Consider the following 18011-nt stretch of genomic DNA (forward strand, 5'->3'; position numbering starts at 1 on the left):
AAAGAAGGAGAGGCATTGTAGCGAACTCTTTAGTTGACAACTGAGCAATAAACAACCAAATGAAGATTATTCAAGGAACAGCTTGCGCAGATATTTTGGTACCGCATTGTCTGCGTTGGTGCCGATCACTTCCAGCTCCGGGTGCAGGTCTTTCAGGCGCTGGTGCGCGTTCTGCATGATGCAGCCTTTACCCGCCATCGAGAGCATCTCAGCATCGTTCATGCCATCACCAAAGGCGATACAGTCTTTCAGCTCAAAGCCCATGCGTTTGGCCACCGCTTCCAGAGCGTGCCCCTTGGAAACGCCACCCGCCATCACTTCCAGGCAGGTCAGCGTGGAGAAGCTTACGTTGACGCGATCGCCCCAGCGGGCGTTGATCGCCTGCTCCAGCGGCAGCAGTTCTTCGTGACTTTCGCAGGTAAAGAAGACTTTGCTGATCCCTTCCGGCTCGAGCAGACCTGGCTCATACAGGGAGTAGTTAAACACCGCTTCTTTGAAGAAGCGCATCTCTTCCGGGCGGTGGCGGTTCATGAACCAGTCATCGTCGCGGTAAACGTTCGTGACGATAGCCGGATTATTGTGCACCACACCGAACAGATCGGCGGCAATATCGCGATCCAGGTTGTGGGTAAAGATCAGATTGCCATCGGTGTCGTGAACGCGCGCACCGTTGGAGGTGATCATGTACGATTTAATCTCAAGATTATCGCGGATCTGCCCCACATCCACGTGGTGGCGCCCGGTGGCAAACACAAAGTGCACGCCACGGGCAGTCAGCAGCTTTAAGGTCTCTTTCGCGTACGGCGACAGGGTGTGGTCGGGGGAAAGCAGCGTGCCATCTAAATCAGATGCAACAACCTGGTACATAGGAAAATTTAACCTCAATAGAAAATCAGTTATGCCGGTCGAAAAACTCGACGATGGCGTTAAGCGCGACTGAGCGCATAGCGTCCTTTTCAAAAAGGATCTCATGGTACGCGCCGTTGATGACCAGCGGTTTACCCCCTTCACAAGGGTGACCGGCGGCAGCGCGCAGTTCACAAAAACGGTCATGCATGCGGTTATCCACCACACGCTCTTCTTCAGCCTGAATCAGGAGTGTCGGCGTGTCATCATCACCAACACCCGCCAGAACCTGCTCCCCTGCATGTATCCCCTCCCGCACCCAGTGCCAGGTGGGGCCGCCAACGCGCAAGCGAGGCTCATCGGCATAGAAGCGCAGGTTGCGGCGATAACGCTGACGGCTATGGGTTAAGACGTTGAGGGCAAACGGCAAAGCCCGCCAGCGCCCTGTTCCGATGGCGTAGCCTTCACGAATGCGCTGATGGCCCTCAGCCCAGTCGAGAAGATGGCGCACCATCCAGTCCGGAAAACGTATCACAATGCCATACATCGGCGCGGTCAGCGCAATGGCATCGCACTGGTGATCGTAGCGCTGCAAAAAGAGCGTAGAGATCGCGCCGCCCATGGAGTGCGCAAGAATATAGCGCTTGCGCCACGGGCCGGGCTGCACTTCCTGCTGCCAGAAGGCGGCAAGATCGTCGACATAATCGCTGAAGTTATCTACGTGGCCGCGATGGGTATCCGGCAACATTCGACCAGAAAGCCCCTGCCCACGATGATCGATAATTAACACGTCAAAACCCAGATGGAACAGGTCGTACGCCAGCTCGGCATATTTTATGTAGCTTTCGATACGCCCGGGGCAGACCACAATCACCCGGTCATTTTTTTCATCACGGAAACGAACAAAGCGCACCGGGATATTCCCGACGCCCGTAAACTCATCTTCCTCACGCTGACGCCAGAAATCGGTCAGCGGCCCCATGGAGAAAGCAGCAAATGCGTTTTCTCGTGTTTCCCAGTCCTTTTTCTGCTGCAACATCGGGTTTCCACCCCCCGTCATTCAGGGAATATCGTTTTTTTCGTAACTGGTCACAAAATGACTCAACAATAGCGTATTGTGGCATAAAAACAGACGATTCGGGAGTTTCAAATGACCTTCGAGTGGTGGTTCGCTTACCTGCTGACATCCATCATCCTCAGCCTGTCACCGGGTTCGGGGGCAATTAATACCATGACAACCTCCATTAACCACGGTTATCGCGGGGCGGCAGCATCCATTGCCGGTTTGCAAACCGGACTGGGGATTCACATTGTGCTGGTGGGCGTGGGTTTAGGGACGCTCTTCTCCCGCTCGGTGCTGGCATTTGAAGTGCTGAAATGGGCCGGTGCGGCGTATCTGATTTGGCTCGGCATTCAGCAGTGGCGCGCAGCAGGCTCAATTGACCTCAACACTCTTGCGCGGACGCAAACGCGCGGTCGCCTGTTTAAGCGGGCGGTGTTTGTGAATCTGACCAACCCAAAAAGCATCGTTTTTCTGGCTGCCCTGTTCCCGCAGTTTATCGTCCCGCATCAGCCGCAGGTCATGCAGTACGTAGTCCTGGGCGTGACCACCATTGTTGTCGATATTATTGTGATGATTGGCTATGCGACGCTGGCGCAGCGGATTGCAGCATGGATTAAAGGGCCTAAGCAAATGAAGGCCCTGAACAAAGTGTTTGGTTCGCTGTTTATGCTGGTTGGCGCGCTGCTTGCGTCAGCGCGTCATGCTTAGCGAGAGATAATAAGGTGAATACCAAAGCCGGCGAACAGCGCGCCGGCGAAGCCGTCAATCCACTTCGCGATGCGCTGATAGCCACGGCGCATCGCCGGTAAGGCAAACAGGCTGGCAACAACGGTGAACCACGCAAACGTCTCAACCACAATCAGCAGGAAGATGCCCCAGCGTGCACCCGCCCCCACGCTGTCGCCCACGAACAGGGAGAAGACGGAACCGAAATAGATAATCGCTTTCGGGTTCGCCAGGTTGGTCAGCAGCCCTTTCACAAAGCTACGGCCGCCCGTTGCCAGCTCAACTTTTGGCTCTTGCGGTTTTTTCTCTTCTTTCTTCAACGCTCCGCGCAGCATCTGGTAGCCCATCCAGCACAGGTACAGACCGCCACCGACCATGATGATGTTATGCAGCCACGCCATCTTCGCCAGGATCAGGTTCAGGCCAAGCAGCGCCACGGCCGCCCAGACCATAACACCCATAGTGATACCCAACACCCCCATCATGGCTTCTTTGCGGGAGCGGCTGACGGCGGTTTGTGACACGAAGAAAAAGTCAGGGCCCGGGCTCATCAGCGCAACAATGTGCACCAACGCCACGGTAAGAAATAGCATTAACATAATTCGCTCGCGGGAAAATAATTCAGTGAGTCATCATCCTGGCACTTTTTTGCGCGGCTGACTACTCCTCATCATCACCATCGACATGTGAACGGATGAGCGCCATGAATTCTTTACCAAAGCGCTCCAGCTTGCGCGTGCCCACGCCGTTGACGCTGAGCATTTCGCTGGCGCTGAGCGGCATCTGCTCGGCCATCTCGATCAGCGTCGCGTCGTTGAAGACCACATATGGCGGAATGTTCTCTTCATCGGCAATCGCTTTACGCAGCTTGCGCAGTTTGGCAAACAGCTTGCGGTCGTAGTTGCCGCCGTAAGACTTCTGCATCACCCGCGGTTTCAGGGCGACAACGCGCGGCACGGCGAGCTTGAGTTCAACATCCCCGCGCAGTACCGGACGCGCAGCTTCGGTGAGCTGAAGCGCGGAGTGCTGGGCGATGTTCTGTGTGGCAAAGCCGAGGTGAATCAACTGGCGAATAATGCTGACCCAATGCTCGTGGCTCTGGTCCTTACCAATACCGTAGACAGGCAGCTTATCGTGGCCCATGTCGCGGATACGCTGGTTATTGGCGCCGCGCAGCACTTCCACCACGTAGCCCATCCCGAAGCGCTGATTAACACGGTATATGGTCGAAAGCGCCTTACGCGCGTCCATCAGGCCATCGTACTGCTTTGGCGGGTCGAGACAGATATCGCAGTTGCCGCACGGCTCCTGACGCCCTTCACCAAAGTAGTTGAGCAGCACCAGACGACGGCAGGTCTGCGCTTCCGCAAACGCGCCCATGGCGTTGAGTTTGTGACGCTCGATATCCTGCAGCTGTCCCTGCGGTTTCTCTTCCAGGCAGCGGCGCAGCCACGCCATATCGGCCGGATCGTAAAACAGCATCGCTTCCGCAGGCAGGCCATCACGGCCGGCGCGGCCGGTTTCCTGGTAGTAGGATTCGATATTTCGCGGAATGTCGAAGTGCACCACAAAGCGGACGTTGGGCTTGTTAATGCCCATGCCGAACGCCACCGTCGCCACCACAATCTGCAGGTCATCACGCTGGAATTTTTCCTGCACGTCGGCGCGGATGTGGTTTTCTAACCCGGCATGATAGGCCGCCGCGCTAAAGCCGCGGTTTTGCAGACGCGCAGCGGTGTCTTCCACCTTCGCGCGGCTGTTGCAGTAGATGATGCCTGACTTGCCGCGCTGCTCCTGCACATAGCGCAGAAGCTGATCCAGCGGCTTGAATTTTTCCATCAGCATATAGCGGATGTTCGGGCGGTCGAAGCTGCTGACCTGGATCAGCGGGTCGTTCAGCCCCAGCAGGCGGACGATATCCAGCCGCGTGGTGTCATCTGCCGTGGCGGTCAGCGCCATAAACGGCAGTTCAGGGAAGCGCTGACGCAGCTGACCAAGTGCCGCATATTCCGGGCGGAAATCGTGGCCCCACTGCGAGATACAGTGCGCTTCATCAACGGCCAGCAGAACGGGATTCCAGTGCGCCAGATGGTCGAGGAAGTTATCCAGCATCAGACGTTCTGGTGCGATATACAGCAAGCGAACCTGTCCGGTACGGCAACCGGCCATCACCTCTTGCTGCTGCTCGCGGGTTTGCGTGGAGTTAAGACAGGCCGCCGCCACACCGTTGGCGAGCAGCTGGTCAACCTGGTCTTTCATCAGAGAAATCAGCGGCGATACCACGACCGTCAGGCCATTAAGTACCAGCGCGGGCACCTGATAGCAGAGCGATTTACCGCCACCGGTCGGCATTACCACCAGGCAATCACGGCCTTCCAGCACGGTTTCAATGATGGTTTCCTGGCCAGGACGGAACTGCTGGTAGCCAAAGGTTTCATGCAAAACCTGTTTAGCCAGCGACTCCTGATTCAATACTTCCGCCTGCGCCACGTTAACCCCATATGCCAGAAATGAAACAGGCGCTATTTTCAGCGCCTGAGAGAGAAACTTCAACGTTTAACGCAAAAACATTCGAGCGTCTTAGAAAATATCGTTCAGCATCACGCCGACACCCACGCGGGTCTGATTGAAGTTGTAATCGATGAGCGACTCGCCGTAACCGCTGTAGACCTGCGTATAGATACGCACGTGTTTGGTCATCGGGTAGCTTAAGCCCACTTCTGCGCCGCCGTAACCGGTGTTCCAGTTGTACTGGCCCCTGGCGCTCAGCACCGCATCACCCAGCTGATAGCCAATCCTGAGCTGATAGTAGCCCATATATTTGGTGATATCCGGGTTGTCATCGGTGCTGCCCACCACGTACCACGGCTTCACTTCCACCATCATATTACCGTTTTGCGCCATCAGGCGCGTATAGGCGCGGTTCCAGCTACGTGAGGTTGGATCGGAACGGCCGTTGGAGTCATGGTTGAAGCCCACTTCAACGTCACGCAATGTCCAGCCTGCAAACTCATAATCCGTGGCGAACCCCAGGAACAGCTGTGGCTCATAGTTGGTTTCACGGAACGGTGACGATTCACCGCTGTTGGAAAGCTGCCACCAGGATTTCTGGGTATAAGATGCACCGAGAACCGAATTCGGCCCCAGAATGCCGCGCCAGAACGGAAATGCGAGGCTGAGCTGATATTTCACCTCATCTTTGCGCGCATTCTCAGCCCAGTCATAGGAGCGAATCGCCTCTTTGTTGAGATCGCTGGTCCAGGTATAGAGCACATAGTTGGTGTCGTACGGGTAGAGCGTGAAGGGATTATCATGCTCCTGCAGCAGGTTAGCGATAATGCTACCGCGAACTGCTGGCGTATCATGCACCTCTTTGACTGTCGCTTCCTGCGCATAGGCTGTGAGGGGCAGCGCAACCGCTGCCAGTAACCCTGCCAGATACGTCCGCATCGGTGGTGTTCTCCTGCAAAATGTTAAATGATCTGAATCGTTATATGGCGCACATTCTACAGACTTCTGCAGCAACTGCTGCATCCTCGTTTCTGAAAGTGGCATTCTTGCCTGTCCGGGCATAAAATCAACATTTTATTAACATTAAGGATGTGATGTCTCATGTCAGCCATGCTAACCGCCGAAGAAGCGTTAAAACTCGTGGGCGAGATTTTTGTTTACCATATGCCGTTTAACCGCGCGCTGGGACTGGAGCTGGAGCGTTACGAAAAAGACTTTGCCCAGCTCAGCTTTAACAACCAGCCGATGATGGTAGGCAACTGGGCACAGAGCATTTTACATGGCGGGGTGATTGCCTCCGCGCTGGACGTGGCTGCAGGGCTGGTATGTGTTGGCAGCACCCTGACCCGCCATGACACCATCAACGAAGACGAGCTGCGTCAGCGCTTATCCCGCATGGGTACCATCGATTTACGCGTCGATTATCTGCGTCCCGGGCGCGGAAACCGCTTCACCTGCAGCAGCAGCCTGCTCCGTGCGGGTAATAAGGTCGCCGTGGCGCGTGTTGAATTGCATAACGAAGAACAACTTTATATCGCCAGCGCAACCGCCACTTATATGGTGGGTTGAAGCTGAAAAATCGGGTAAAGTTAATTCACTTTTTTGTCACGGATTTTCCCGATGGATGCTAAACAGACGCGGCAGGGCGTGTTACTCGCCCTTGCCGCTTATTTTATTTGGGGTGTCGCCCCCGCCTACTTTAAATTTATCGCTTACGTACCGGCTGATGAGATCCTCACTCACCGCGTCATCTGGTCCTTCTTCTTCATGATCGCGCTGATGAGCGTTAGTCGTCAGTGGTCTGGCGTCAAAACGCTGCTACAAACTCCGAAGAAGATCTTCCTGCTGGCACTCTCGGCAGTACTGATTGGCGGAAACTGGCTGCTGTTTATCTGGGCGGTGAATAATCATCATATGCTCGAAGCGAGTCTGGGCTACTTTATTAACCCGCTGGTGAATATTGTGCTGGGGATGATTTTCCTCGGCGAGCGCTTCCGCCGGATGCAGTGGCTGGCGGTGATCCTCGCCTTCTGCGGCGTGCTGATTCAGCTGTGGACCTTCGGTTCACTGCCTGTTATTGCGCTGGGGCTGGCGTTCAGCTTTGCGTTCTACGGGCTGGTGCGTAAGAAGATTGCCGTGGAAGCGCAAACCGGCATGCTGTTTGAAACCCTGTGGTTGTTGCCGGTGGCCGCTATCTATCTCTTCGGCATTGCCGACAGCCCGACCAGCCACATGGGCAGCAACCCGTGGTCCCTGAATGTAATGCTGATGGCCGCAGGCGTGGTGACGACCATCCCACTGCTCTGCTTTACCGGTGCGGCAACGCGCCTGCGTCTGTCCACGCTGGGCTTTTTCCAGTACATCGGCCCGACGCTGATGTTCCTGCTGGCGGTGGTGTTTTACGGCGAAGTGCCGGGTGCGGATAAGATGGTGACGTTCGCGTTTATCTGGGTGGCGCTGGCGATTTTTGTCGCTGACGCGATTTATACCCAGCGCCGGGTGCGTAAAGGGCTGTGATTTTCCCCCTCCCGGTGGGAGAGGGAATTCGATCGTAGGGCGGGTAAGCGCAGCGCCACCCGCCAGATTTTTACAGCCAGTTGCGACGCTTGAAATAGAGATACGGCGCCAGCCCGGCGAGGATCATAAAGATAATCGCCCCAGGATAGCCGAAACTCCACTTCAGCTCTGGCATAAACTCAAAGTTCATCCCATAGCTGGATGCCACCAGCGTCGGCGGCAGGAACACCACGGATACCACCGAGAAGATCTTGATAATGCGGTTCTGCTCGATGTTGATAAAGCCCATCGCCGCCTGCATCAGGAAGTTGACCTTCTGGAACAGTGATTCGTTGTGCGGCAGCAGGGATTCGATATCGCGCAGGATCTCACGCGCCTGTTCCAGCTGGCCGCCCGGCAGACGCGCCTTGCGCACCAGGAAGTTCAGCGCGCGTTGGGTATCCATCAGACACAGACGCACCTTCCAGCCGATATCTTCCAGCTCCGCCAGCGTGGAGAGCGCTTCGTCGTATTCATCGCCCTGATGGCCTTCCATGATGACGCGGCTCAGTTTTTCCAGATCGCTGTAGATGTTTTCAATCTCATCCGCCAGCTGCTCAATTTTGGTTTCGAACAGATCGAGCAGCAATTCGTAAGCATTGCCGTCCACCATCGCCTGGCTGCGGGCGCGCATACGATAGAGACGAAACGCCGGCAGTTCGCGCTCGCGCAGGGTAAACAGGCGACCGTCGCGAATGGTGAATGCCACGGTGGAGTTCCCCGCGTGGTCTTCGGCATCTTCAAAGAAGAAGAAGGAGTGAATGTGCAGGCCGTCTTCGTCTTCAAAAAAACGTGCGGATGCTTCGATGTCTTCCAGTTCCGGGCGAGTTGCCAGACTCTGCCCCAGCTCAGATTGTACGCGCAGGCGTTCATCGTCGTCCGGCTCGACCAGATCCACCCATACGGCATCAATGAGGGGCTGTGACTCTTCGGCTTCAAGCCGAGTCAGTCGGTTATTTTCGAGTTGAAATGCGCTCAACATGACCGGGACTCCCAATGCAAAAAATATCGGACAGTTCGGTGGGCACACAGAAACAAATTGGGTTTCAGACCATTAAACAGCCTGACTCAGCGCGACGGGAATAATGCAGGTCGCTGACAACCACTAAGGCCATCAGCAAGAGGAGATAGCCTTAGGAGTTGTTCCTGGATGACAGGGAATTGAGCCAGTATCTACTGGGTGTGTCCAAGGCGAATGTCCTCTTAGCGTAATCGTGCGCGCATGTTACGCCAGCAGCAACTGTGGCGTCAACACGCAACGAAACGCTGAAGGGCATTAATTGACCTTCAACGTATAAGGCTAGCAGATTATTACAAAATAATGATATTTTTCTGAAAGTTACACTGCTTCCAGCTTGGCGTACGCGGCCACCAGCCATTTGATCCCCTGCCCCTGGAACGCCACCTGCAGGCGACTGTGCTCGCCGCTGCCTTCCAGATTGACGATGGTGCCTTCACCAAACTTCGAATGACGCACGCGCTGGCCCAGCTTATAGCCGGTGTCGGTTTCCGCAATCGGCGAGCCCATCCGCTGATGGCTGACCGGGCGGCTGATACTGGCACGCAGACGAACCTCTTCGACACACTCTTCCGGCAATTCGCCGATAAAGCGCGACGGACGGTGATAGACCTCTTTACCGTACAAACGGCGGGTTTCAGCGTAGGTCAGCGTCAGCTTCTGCATCGCTCGCGTCACGCCTACGTAAGCCAGACGGCGCTCCTCTTCCAGACGCCCGCCTTCATCCAGCGACATCTGGCTCGGGAACATCCCCTCTTCCATGCCGACGATAAACACCTGCGGGAATTCGAGGCCTTTGGCAGAGTGCAGGGTCATCAGTTGAACCGCATCCTGCCAGGTATCCGCCTGCCCTTCGCCCGCTTCCAGCGCGGCGTGAGAAAGGAACGCCTGCAGCGGCATCAGGTCTTCGTCTTCTTCGTTGTAGCTGAACTGGCGCGTTGCCGTCACCAGTTCCTCTAAGTTCTCAATACGGGTCTGGCCCTTCTCGCCTTTCTCCTGCTCGTACATGGTGCGAAGGCCGGAGTCTTTGATCACCCGGTCAGTCTGCACATGTAGCGGCATGTCGGCGGTTTCCTGCGCCAGCGCGTCAATTAATTCCAGGAAGCGCTGCAGCGCGCTGGCAGCGCGTCCGGCGAGGGCTTTTTCCTGCAACAGCTCGCGGCACGCCTGCCAGAGCGTAAGCTGCCGATCGCGCGAGGCCTGACGCACCACGTCCAGCGTTCGGTCACCAATGCCGCGGGTTGGCGTATTCACCACACGTTCAAACGCCGCATCGTCGTTTCGGTTAGCGATCAGGCGCAGATACGAGAGCGCGTCTTTGATCTCCTGACGTTCGAAGAAGCGCATGCCGCCGTAGATACGGTACGGCATGCTCACCTGCAGCAGCGCCTCTTCCAGCACGCGCGACTGGGCGTTGCTGCGGTAGAGAATGGCACACTGTTCCAGCGCGCCACCGTTGTCCTGCCAGGTTTTGATGCGGTTCACCACGAAACGTGCTTCGTCGAGCTCGTTGAAGGCGCAGTAAATCGAAATCGGCTCACCGTCGACCCCATCGGTCCACAGCTTTTTACCCAGGCGCCCGTTGTTGTTTTCAATCAGGGCGTTGGCCGCGCTGAGGATATTGCTGGTCGAGCGGTAGTTCTGCTCCAGACGGATGGTTTCGGCGCCGGGGAAGTCGTTGAGGAAGCGCTGAATGTTTTCCACCTGCGCGCCACGCCAGCCGTAGATGGACTGGTCGTCATCGCCCACGATCATCACCTTGCCGGTATCCCCGGCCAGCAGGCGGATCCAGGCGTACTGGATATTGTTGGTATCCTGGAATTCGTCCACCAGAATGTTGGTGAAGCGTTCGCGGTAGTGCTGCAGGATATGCGGTTTATTGAGCCACAGCTCGTGGGCGCGCAGCAACAGTTCGGCAAAGTCCACTAGCCCGGCGCGGTCACACGCTTCCTGGTAGGCCTTGTAAACGTTCTGCCAGGTCTGCTCCACCGGATTGCCAAAGCTCTGAATATGGTGCGGGCGCAACCCTTCGTCTTTCTGGCCGTTGATGTACCACATCGCCTGACGCGGCGGCCACTGCTTCTCGTCGAGGTTCATCGCCTTAATCAGGCGTTTCAGCAAACGGAGCTGGTCTTCGCTGTCGAGGATCTGGAAATCCTGCGGCAGATTGGCATCCATATGGTGCGCGCGCAGCAGGCGGTGCGCCAGGCCATGGAAGGTGCCGACCCACATGCCGCCCTGGCTGGTGCCCATCAGCTGGGCGATACGGTGGCGCATCTCCGCCGCCGCCTTGTTGGTGAACGTGACCGCCATGATGGAGTACGGAGAGCAGTTTTCCACGCTCTGCAGCCAGGCGATACGGTGAACCAGCACGCGCGTCTTACCACTGCCCGCCCCAGCCAGCACCAGCAGGTTGGTACGCGAGGCGGCAACCGCGTCACGCTGTTTGTCATTAAGGCTGTCGAGCAGGTAAGAAACGTCCATTGGCACCGTCACATAGTATTCAGGAACACAGCAAAGCGCCCGGCGGCGCTTTGCTTACCGGGCCTACAACTGCAAAAACCCTGGTAATTTATACAATATTACTGGTGATTATATCAGCGTCGTGAGGGATGCCAACCGTGAAATTTCCAGGTGCGGCAGAAGACGGCTGTCCGGGGCGATCATCAGGTCCGTCTTTTCTGGCTTGATCCAGCAGGCCTGCATACCGCAGCGGATGGCACCCGCTACGTCTGTGGTCAGGTCATCACCCACATGCAACATTTCGCCGAGCGGCAGGTTCAGCTTCTCCGCCGCCAGATGATACATATCGTTAAACGGCTTCGAGCGTCCGTGCGGACCCGCCCGCAGCACAAATTCAAAGTAATCCCCCAGACCAAACAGCTCCGGCTGCGCATTGCCATTGGTGATTGCGACCAGCGGCCATTTTTCTGCCAGTTTTGCCAGGGTGTCGTGCGTTTCCTGCGGCACGTCGATACGGCTGCGCCATTTGGCGAAGTTTTCCATTGCGGCTTCAGCCCCGACGGCCGCATCCTGTGCGCTCAGCCCAGCGTTGAGCATCGCCTGCTCCACCGCACGGCGACGCCATTCGGTTACATCGTGATAAATATCCGGCTCGGTCTCACGCAGGGACTGGCGCAGCAGCTGAAAGTCCTTGTTCTGCATCGTCTTCAGCGCCGGATGGTAGTTCTGAACAAACGCCAGTGACTCCTGCTCAGTTCGCAGGATCACTTCACGGTTGTCATAAAGGGTGTCATCAAGATCAAAAGTCAGGGCTGAGATGTGACCCAGTGGGCGGTAAAAACGCATTATTTCCCCCGTTTGGCGCGTGGATGCGCCGCGTCATACACCGACGCAAGGTGTTGAAAGTCTAAGTGGGTATAGATTTGGGTGGTGGAGAGATTCGCGTGGCCGAGCAGTTCCTGCACGCCACGCAGATCGCCACTCGATTCCAGCATATGGGTGGCAAAAGAGTGGCGCAGCTTGTGCGGATGGACGTGGCTGTTCAACCCCTGCTTAATGCCCCACTCTGCAAAGCGTTTCTGCACGTTACGCGCCGAGATCCGCTTGCCGAGTTTCGACAGGAACAGCGCATCCTCCTCGGCGCCAAACAGCCCGCGCAGATCCAGCCAGTGCTCAATCCACGAGACGGCATTACGGCCAATCGGCAGGCGGCGCTCTTTGCTGCCCTTACCCATCACCCACACTTCGCCGGACTCCAGATCGAGATGTTTTAAATCGAGATTAACCAGTTCGGAAAGACGCAGACCCGCACCGTACATGACCTCCAGCATCGCGCGATCGCGCACGGCCAGCGGGTCGTTGAGGTCAATATCCAGCAGGCGGTTTACATCGTCGACGTCGATATTTTTCGGCAGGTGACGCGGGGCTTTCGGCGTGGCGATGCCTTTCGCCGGGTTGGCTTTTAAGCCGCCCTGGCTCACCAGCCAGTCGAAGAAACTGCGCAGCGCAGAAAGCCTGAGCGCCAGACTCGCCGGGCTTAGGTTTTTTTTACGGCTGCGCACAACAAACCCACGGACGGTTGCAGCGTCACATTGTTGCCAGCTTTTCAGGCCGATCTCATCGGCAATCTGCATGATGGCATCAAGCTGACGCTGATAGTTCAGCAGCGTAATGGGGCTTAGCTGACGTTCAACGCCCAGGTAGCGCAGAAAGCGCGAGACGTCAGTCGCGAGCAGGGCGTCCGTCATACACGTTCAATCCAGCGCTCCAGCAGCTCAGGCAGCATCAGGGCGATCTCCTGCAGCAGCTGCGTGCCTTGTCCCTGCTCGTAATGATGCGCGTCGCGGCTGGTAAATAACATCACCCCCAGATCGCCATCACGCCCCATCATCGACATCGCCACCGAGCCTATCGCTTTCGCCTCCGGCAGTACCACCAGCAGTTCCGGCCCGTTAAGCGGCCCAAGATAGTGATGTTCGTGGCCCAGACGCTGAATACGCAGGGGTTCAAACGCCTGGCGACTCAACGCCAGATGGGTAAAACCGGACGGCGCGCCAATGCGCCAGCGGTCAGGGAAAAGACGAATCGTTGCGCCAGCCAGCCCCAGTTCACGCGCCCAGCGGTGGAAGCGGCTGAGAAATTCTTCGAGGCTGTGCGCCGAGGCCAGACGCGCCTGCAGATGCAGAAGACGATAGAACAGGCTTTCGTTCGTGTTGGCCTGCTCCATCAGCAACGTCATGTTCTCTTCAAGCTGATTGATGTGGTTGCGCGAGCGTGCCATGTGCCATTCGACCAGCGACACGGTCCCGCGAACCGGATGCGGCACACGCATCGCTTCGACGACGCGTGCATTGCGAATAAAAAACTCAGGATTGCGCAGCAGATAATCAACAACAGCCCTGTCGTCCAGTTCCGTCACCGTTTCCTGCAGTTCTTCCCCTGGTTGTTTCATAGATGGATAAACCCGTCATAGACATGTGCCGCCGGGCCAGTCATATACAGTGGATGACCCGGTCCTTTCCAGGCGATATCAAGACGACCGCCTGGTAACTCCACGCGAACCTCTTCGGCCAGTAACCCCTGAGAGATGCCGACGGCCACCGCAGCACAGGCACCGCTTCCGCAAGCCTGCGTTTCGCCCGCGCCGCGCTCGTACACGCGCAGACGGATATGCTCACGCTTCACCACCTGCATAAAACCGATATTCGCCCGTTCCGGGAAACGTTCATGGCTTTCCAGCACCGGGCCCAGGGTTTCAACCGCGGCCGTTTCCACGTTATCGACCTGAATCACACAGTGTGGGTTGCCCATCGAGACGACGCCACACAATACTGTCTGCTCGGCCGCACGCATAATATAGGTCTTTTCCGCTTTGTTTGCGCGAAACGGCACCGCAGAAGGTTCGAAGTTTGGTTCGCCCATGTTCACGCGCACCAGCTCGTCATCGGTAACGCTGAGCACCATGCGGCCATTCGCCGTGCTGACACGGATATCGCGTTTGTTGGTCAACCCTTTCAGGCGGACAAAGCGGGCAAAACAGCGCGCGCCGTTGCCGCACTGATTCACCTCGCTGCCATCCGCATTGAAAATACGGTAGTGGAAATCGAGGTCTGGATCGTACGGCGGTTCAACCACCAGCAGCTGATCGAACCCCACGCCCAGGTGTCGATCCGCCAGGCGGCGGATCAGTTCCGGGGAGAAAAAGACATTCTGCGTTACCGCGTCGACGACCATAAAATCGTTACCAAGGCCATGCATTTTAGAGAACTGCATCATTTGCTCCATTGCGCGGGTACAGAACGTGATCGTCAGAGATTAACCTGAGTCGGGCCACCGTTGTTGCCACGATCGTTAGTGTCTGGCGTAGATGACTCAATGCCGCTGTTCACAGGTTTCGTCGGCGGCGGCGCGGTTTTATCCGCTGGCGGGAAGTACAGCGGCCCCTTCAGTCCACAGCCAGTCAGACTAAACAGCGTGATGAGAACGGCAAGCGTTCGGAAAGCGTTTTTCATTATAAAGTTGCCCGTAAGTTCAAATCTGTTTCTATCATCGCAGGAGAAGACACAAAAGCAAGAGTTTGCCGCTTTCCTGCAACGGGAATTATTTAGGGTTATACTGCCGGCATCACGAAAAACAGGAACAAAACCATGAACGACAGTGAATTCCATCGCCTTGCCGACACCCTGTGGATGACCATTGAAGAGCGCCTGGACGACTGGGAAGGCGACAGCGATATCGATTGTGAAATCAACGGCGGTATCCTGACCCTCAGTTTCGAAAACGGCAGCAAAATTATTATTAACCGCCAGGAGCCGCTTCACCAGGTATGGCTGGCGGCCAGACAGGGTGGCTACCATTTCGATCTGAAAGGGGATGAATGGGTTTGTGACCGTAGCGGCGAAACCTTCTGGGATCTGCTTGAGCAGGCTGCAACCGCGCAGGCGGGTGAAGATGTGAGTTTCAGGTAGTGTTGTTGCCCGGTGGCGGCTACGCCTTACCGGGCCTACAACGGCTCGGACCGTAGCCACCCGGCGAAAAGCATCACGAGAAATACTGCTGCAACAGCGGTGCGGTATCCTGATTCGCAGGCACGGCAGGCGTGACGGCCTGAGTACGGAACGGAATCACCTGCGCACGGCCATCGACATTCACAATCTGGTAGAACTGCGGCAGGTTGAAGTTGATGAAGCTGGAGCCGTAGGTGAAGCGGTCGTGTGATGAGGAGTAGAAGCGGCTAACGTCACGCACCAGTTCCTCTTTACTGCCTTCGCAGTGGTGATACACCTCTGCGCGGTTGGTCTCATCAAGAATATAGATGTTGAAACCGGCATCGTCTCCCGACTCTTCAAAGAAGAACTGGATAATCCCTTCGCTGGCAAAGCCATCCACCACCTGCGGCAACTTGACGTGGTTGGTCTCCACCTGAACCGACAGGCCATGCAGTTTGTTGTGCGAAATCGCGCCGTAAAACTCAATGGCGTTCTCCAGCTTCTGCACCGACACGTTCAGGCGTTCGAAGAACAGACCCCAGGTTTGCCCTGAAACACGCAGCGCTTTAAAGCGACCGGTTTCCTGACGGGTACTGGAAAGACGCAGCTCAATACACTCTGAAACTAACTGCTGCACGCGGGTACGAATCAAACCACGCAGGTGCTGGCTGTAGCAGAACACTTCCACGCTGTCCGGCGGCGCGGCATCCTGGTGCATCTTACCGAGAATGGTTTTCAACGCTTCGATCATCGCCTGCTCGCCGTTGAAGTGCAGCGTACGCACTTCGTTCCACGAGTTGCGGTACAGCAGATCCACGCTGCCGACCAGGCAGTTTTGCTGCTCGCCAAAGCTGAAGACGTCCAGCTTGCGGAAGTCAAAATGCACGACCTGATTGCGGAAGGCCGCCGTCGGGTCATATTCCAGGTTGACGATAATCGCCAGATGACGAATTTCACACGGGCTGTAGAGCGCTTTTGGCGTGGGTGCCGGCAGACGCAGCGGGAAGTGATGGGAGACATCCGCCACCATCTCCTGCAGTTTGGCTAAATCGACCACCTCGTTGCCTTTGATAAACAGGCGGGTGCGCGAGGTCAGCAGGCCGTTAAACCAGGCCCAGGCCACCAGCTTGTTCAGGTAGCGGTTATACTCCAGCGGCTGATGGCTAATGATCGAATCCATGCTTGGGGCACGGTTATACAGATACCACCCGGTGCGGTTCGCGCGGCCCGGCGGCACATAGATAAAGGTCAGGTTTGGCTCTGACAGATCGGGCGAAATTTGCGGGTTAACCAGGGTGACTTTGCCCGGCAGCGCTTCAAACGCGGCATACAGTTTGCGGGTCAATACCCCGATGTCCTGCGGGCTGGCGGACACGCTGAGATTGTTACGGCGCGCAAAGCGGATCAGGTTACGGTAGCTTTGCATCATCGCATCAAGCAGTTCGTTGTGCGCTTCACGCACCTGATCGATTTTCCAGTTGGCGCGATTGTCGAGCATGGAGAGACGCTCTTCGCCCCATCCCCACTCTTTGACGAGCTGAGAAACCACTTCACGACGCCAGCCCACGCAGGCGCGTTCACGGCTCAATTTCTCACAAACTTTGAGATAGAAACATCGACGCACCAGGTCGAGACGCGTGGTGTCATCAATGGCTTTCAGGTATTCGGTAACGCGTTCCAGCATCATGCAGTAGGCGTCAAGCCCAAAGGAGACAATCTCCCCGTCGTGCAGACGCTGCTTGATATCTTTCGCCAGCAGGCGTGGGGTTGGGTATTCCCAGGAATAGGCTTCGAGCAACAACGTTTTCAGCACCGCTTTGTACGGTGAGTCGATGCTCTTATAAAGCTGCCAGAGGCTCGCGCCAAAGTACTCTTCGGCCGACAGGGAACTCAGGCCGCCCAAATCCAGCCATTCGTTTGGCGTCAGTACGCCCTGCGCGTAAAGCGACATCACGTAATCATCGTAATGCTCTTCTTCTTCGCACGGGACCATATTCCACAGAATACGCTTCCCGGCCAGACGCACTGCCGTACGGTAAAATTCGTCCAGCAATAAAATGTGCTGCGTGGAGCCGCAGTCCTCACCACCCAGACTGCCGCTTTCGTTATGGCGGAAACGGTTTTCATCAATCAGGAAGAAGCTCACTTCCACGCCAAGCGATGCCGCCCAGCTTTCCAGCAGGCTACATTTACGCTGCAGCAACTGACGCTCTTCGTTATCGAGCCAGGATTGATGACAGACCCAGATGTCCAGGTCAGACGAACAGCTTTGCCCTACCGAAGAGGTGCTCCCCATGGAGTAAACGCCGGTGATAGGCAGTTCACCTTTCGGGGATTCCTGCGGCGGCATGCCACGGTAGAGTTCAAGTTCGTTGAGATAATGCTGTTGGGTTTCATCAGGCGTGAAAAGGCAAATGCCCTTGGGAACGTTACCGTCAAGGTAACCCGGCATCAGCGGATGGTGATAGTGCAATAATGTCGGCAGCAGACTGTATACCTGCTGGAAAGCAGGGCCCATGGCAGCAAGCGCGCGATCCACACGCAGTTGATTGATGGCATCCAGTCTCTGTTTCAGAGTCTCAATATAGAGGTACAAGACGTATCGCCTGATGTTTCCGGGTGTCGCAAGCTATTCAAAAACCAAAATAACAGCGAGCCCGCAGTATTTCAAAAAGATAACCGTTACCCTTTTTCGCCCTTATCATTATGCTGGTACCGACGAAAAAATGGTCTAAAACGTGATCAATTTAACACCTTGCCGATTGACCGTAAAGAAAGTTGCGCTACATACAAAGTGTAGCACCGTTCTGTACGTGTAAATTCCTTAATACGGCTGTGG

Annotated in this window: 18 protein-coding genes; 4 read left to right on the top strand and 14 right to left on the bottom strand. The window is 56.2% G+C overall.

Annotated features, from left to right (window positions below; genetic code table 11):
* Positions 1-66: 66 nt before the first annotated feature.
* Together yigL and pldB are read right to left on the bottom strand one after the other, a co-directional pair.
* On the bottom strand, positions 67-867 hold the full coding sequence (gene yigL, locus PUZ33_RS18700) for a sugar/pyridoxal phosphate phosphatase YigL (RefSeq protein WP_013099247.1): 801 nt from the start codon (positions 865-867) through the stop codon (positions 67-69).
* 25 nt (positions 868-892) lie between these two features.
* Positions 893-1885 carry a lysophospholipase L2 gene (gene pldB / locus PUZ33_RS18705; protein ID WP_013099248.1) on the bottom strand — a complete coding sequence of 331 codons (993 nt, stop codon included), beginning with the start codon at positions 1883-1885 and terminating at the stop codon, positions 893-895.
* Positions 1886-1996: 111 nt separating this feature from the next.
* On the opposite strand from pldB, the gene rhtB reads away from it, so the two are divergent.
* On the top strand, positions 1997-2617 hold the full coding sequence (rhtB, locus tag PUZ33_RS18710; protein ID WP_013099249.1) for a homoserine/homoserine lactone efflux protein: 621 nt from the start codon (positions 1997-1999) through the stop codon (positions 2615-2617).
* On the opposite strand, the gene rhtC is transcribed toward rhtB, so the two are convergent.
* From rhtC to pldA, 3 genes are all read right to left on the bottom strand, one after another.
* A complete protein-coding gene (gene rhtC, locus PUZ33_RS18715) occupies positions 2614-3234 on the bottom strand; it encodes a threonine export protein RhtC (protein WP_014833703.1) in 621 nt (206 codons plus the stop codon). The genes rhtB and rhtC overlap by 4 nt on opposite strands.
* Before the next feature lie 61 nt (positions 3235-3295).
* Positions 3296-5125: an ATP-dependent DNA helicase RecQ gene (recQ, locus tag PUZ33_RS18720; protein WP_029883130.1), complete on the bottom strand. Its 1830-nt coding sequence runs from the start codon at positions 5123-5125 to the stop codon at positions 3296-3298.
* A gap of 90 nt (positions 5126-5215) precedes the next feature.
* Complete coding sequence (pldA, locus tag PUZ33_RS18725) at positions 5216-6085, bottom strand: phospholipase A (RefSeq protein ID WP_013099252.1); 870 nt, start codon at positions 6083-6085, stop codon at positions 5216-5218.
* 162 nt (positions 6086-6247) lie between these two features.
* Between pldA and yigI the strand changes: the two genes are divergently transcribed.
* Both yigI and rarD read left to right on the top strand, forming a co-directional pair.
* The gene (gene yigI / locus PUZ33_RS18730; protein ID WP_013099253.1) at positions 6248-6715 is read left to right on the top strand and encodes an acyl-CoA thioesterase YigI; all 468 of its coding nucleotides are present in this window, start codon (positions 6248-6250) and stop codon (positions 6713-6715) included.
* Between the two features lie 51 nt (positions 6716-6766).
* Positions 6767-7663, top strand: a complete 897-nt coding sequence (gene rarD, locus PUZ33_RS18735) for an EamA family transporter RarD (protein ID WP_020686560.1) — start codon at positions 6767-6769, stop codon at positions 7661-7663.
* 70 nt (positions 7664-7733) lie between these two features.
* Here the strand turns inward: rarD and corA are convergent, their stop codons facing one another.
* From corA to lptM, 8 genes are all read right to left on the bottom strand, one after another.
* Positions 7734-8684 (bottom strand): magnesium/cobalt transporter CorA, encoded by a 951-nt coding sequence (gene corA / locus PUZ33_RS18740; RefSeq protein WP_008501540.1) that lies wholly within the window; start codon positions 8682-8684, stop codon positions 7734-7736.
* Between the two features lie 151 nt (positions 8685-8835).
* Positions 8836-8892: a YsgD/CorL family protein gene (gene ysgD / locus PUZ33_RS18745; protein WP_212743980.1), complete on the bottom strand. Its 57-nt coding sequence runs from the start codon at positions 8890-8892 to the stop codon at positions 8836-8838.
* A gap of 149 nt (positions 8893-9041) precedes the next feature.
* Positions 9042-11204: a DNA helicase II gene (gene uvrD / locus PUZ33_RS18750; protein ID WP_013099255.1), complete on the bottom strand. Its 2163-nt coding sequence runs from the start codon at positions 11202-11204 to the stop codon at positions 9042-9044.
* Positions 11205-11312: 108 nt separating this feature from the next.
* Positions 11313-12029, bottom strand: coding sequence for a 5-amino-6-(5-phospho-D-ribitylamino)uracil phosphatase YigB (gene yigB / locus PUZ33_RS18755; protein ID WP_013099256.1), 717 nt, complete (start codon positions 12027-12029; stop codon positions 11313-11315).
* A complete protein-coding gene (gene xerC, locus PUZ33_RS18760) occupies positions 12029-12931 on the bottom strand; it encodes a tyrosine recombinase XerC (RefSeq protein WP_013099257.1) in 903 nt (300 codons plus the stop codon). The genes yigB and xerC overlap by 1 nt, the downstream gene beginning before the upstream one ends.
* Positions 12928-13635, bottom strand: coding sequence for a DUF484 domain-containing protein (locus tag PUZ33_RS18765; protein ID WP_013099258.1), 708 nt, complete (start codon positions 13633-13635; stop codon positions 12928-12930). Before PUZ33_RS18765 ends, xerC begins: the two co-directional genes overlap by 4 nt.
* Positions 13632-14456: a diaminopimelate epimerase gene (dapF, locus tag PUZ33_RS18770; protein WP_013099259.1), complete on the bottom strand. Its 825-nt coding sequence runs from the start codon at positions 14454-14456 to the stop codon at positions 13632-13634. The genes PUZ33_RS18765 and dapF overlap by 4 nt, the downstream gene beginning before the upstream one ends.
* Positions 14457-14491: 35 nt before the next feature.
* A complete protein-coding gene (lptM, locus tag PUZ33_RS18775) occupies positions 14492-14695 on the bottom strand; it encodes an LPS translocon maturation chaperone LptM (protein WP_013099260.1) in 204 nt (67 codons plus the stop codon).
* A gap of 135 nt (positions 14696-14830) precedes the next feature.
* Between lptM and cyaY the strand changes: the two genes are divergently transcribed.
* A complete protein-coding gene (cyaY, locus tag PUZ33_RS18780) occupies positions 14831-15151 on the top strand; it encodes an iron donor protein CyaY (RefSeq protein WP_013099261.1) in 321 nt (106 codons plus the stop codon).
* Between the two features lie 73 nt (positions 15152-15224).
* Here cyaY and cyaA read toward each other — a convergent pair whose 3' ends face one another.
* On the bottom strand, positions 15225-17768 hold the full coding sequence (gene cyaA, locus PUZ33_RS18785) for a class I adenylate cyclase (protein ID WP_013099262.1): 2544 nt from the start codon (positions 17766-17768) through the stop codon (positions 15225-15227).
* Positions 17769-18011: the final 243 nt, after the last annotated feature.

This window comes from Enterobacter cloacae complex sp. 2022EL-00981, assembly GCF_028737495.1.
Lineage (GTDB): Bacteria > Pseudomonadota > Gammaproteobacteria > Enterobacterales > Enterobacteriaceae > Enterobacter > Enterobacter cloacae.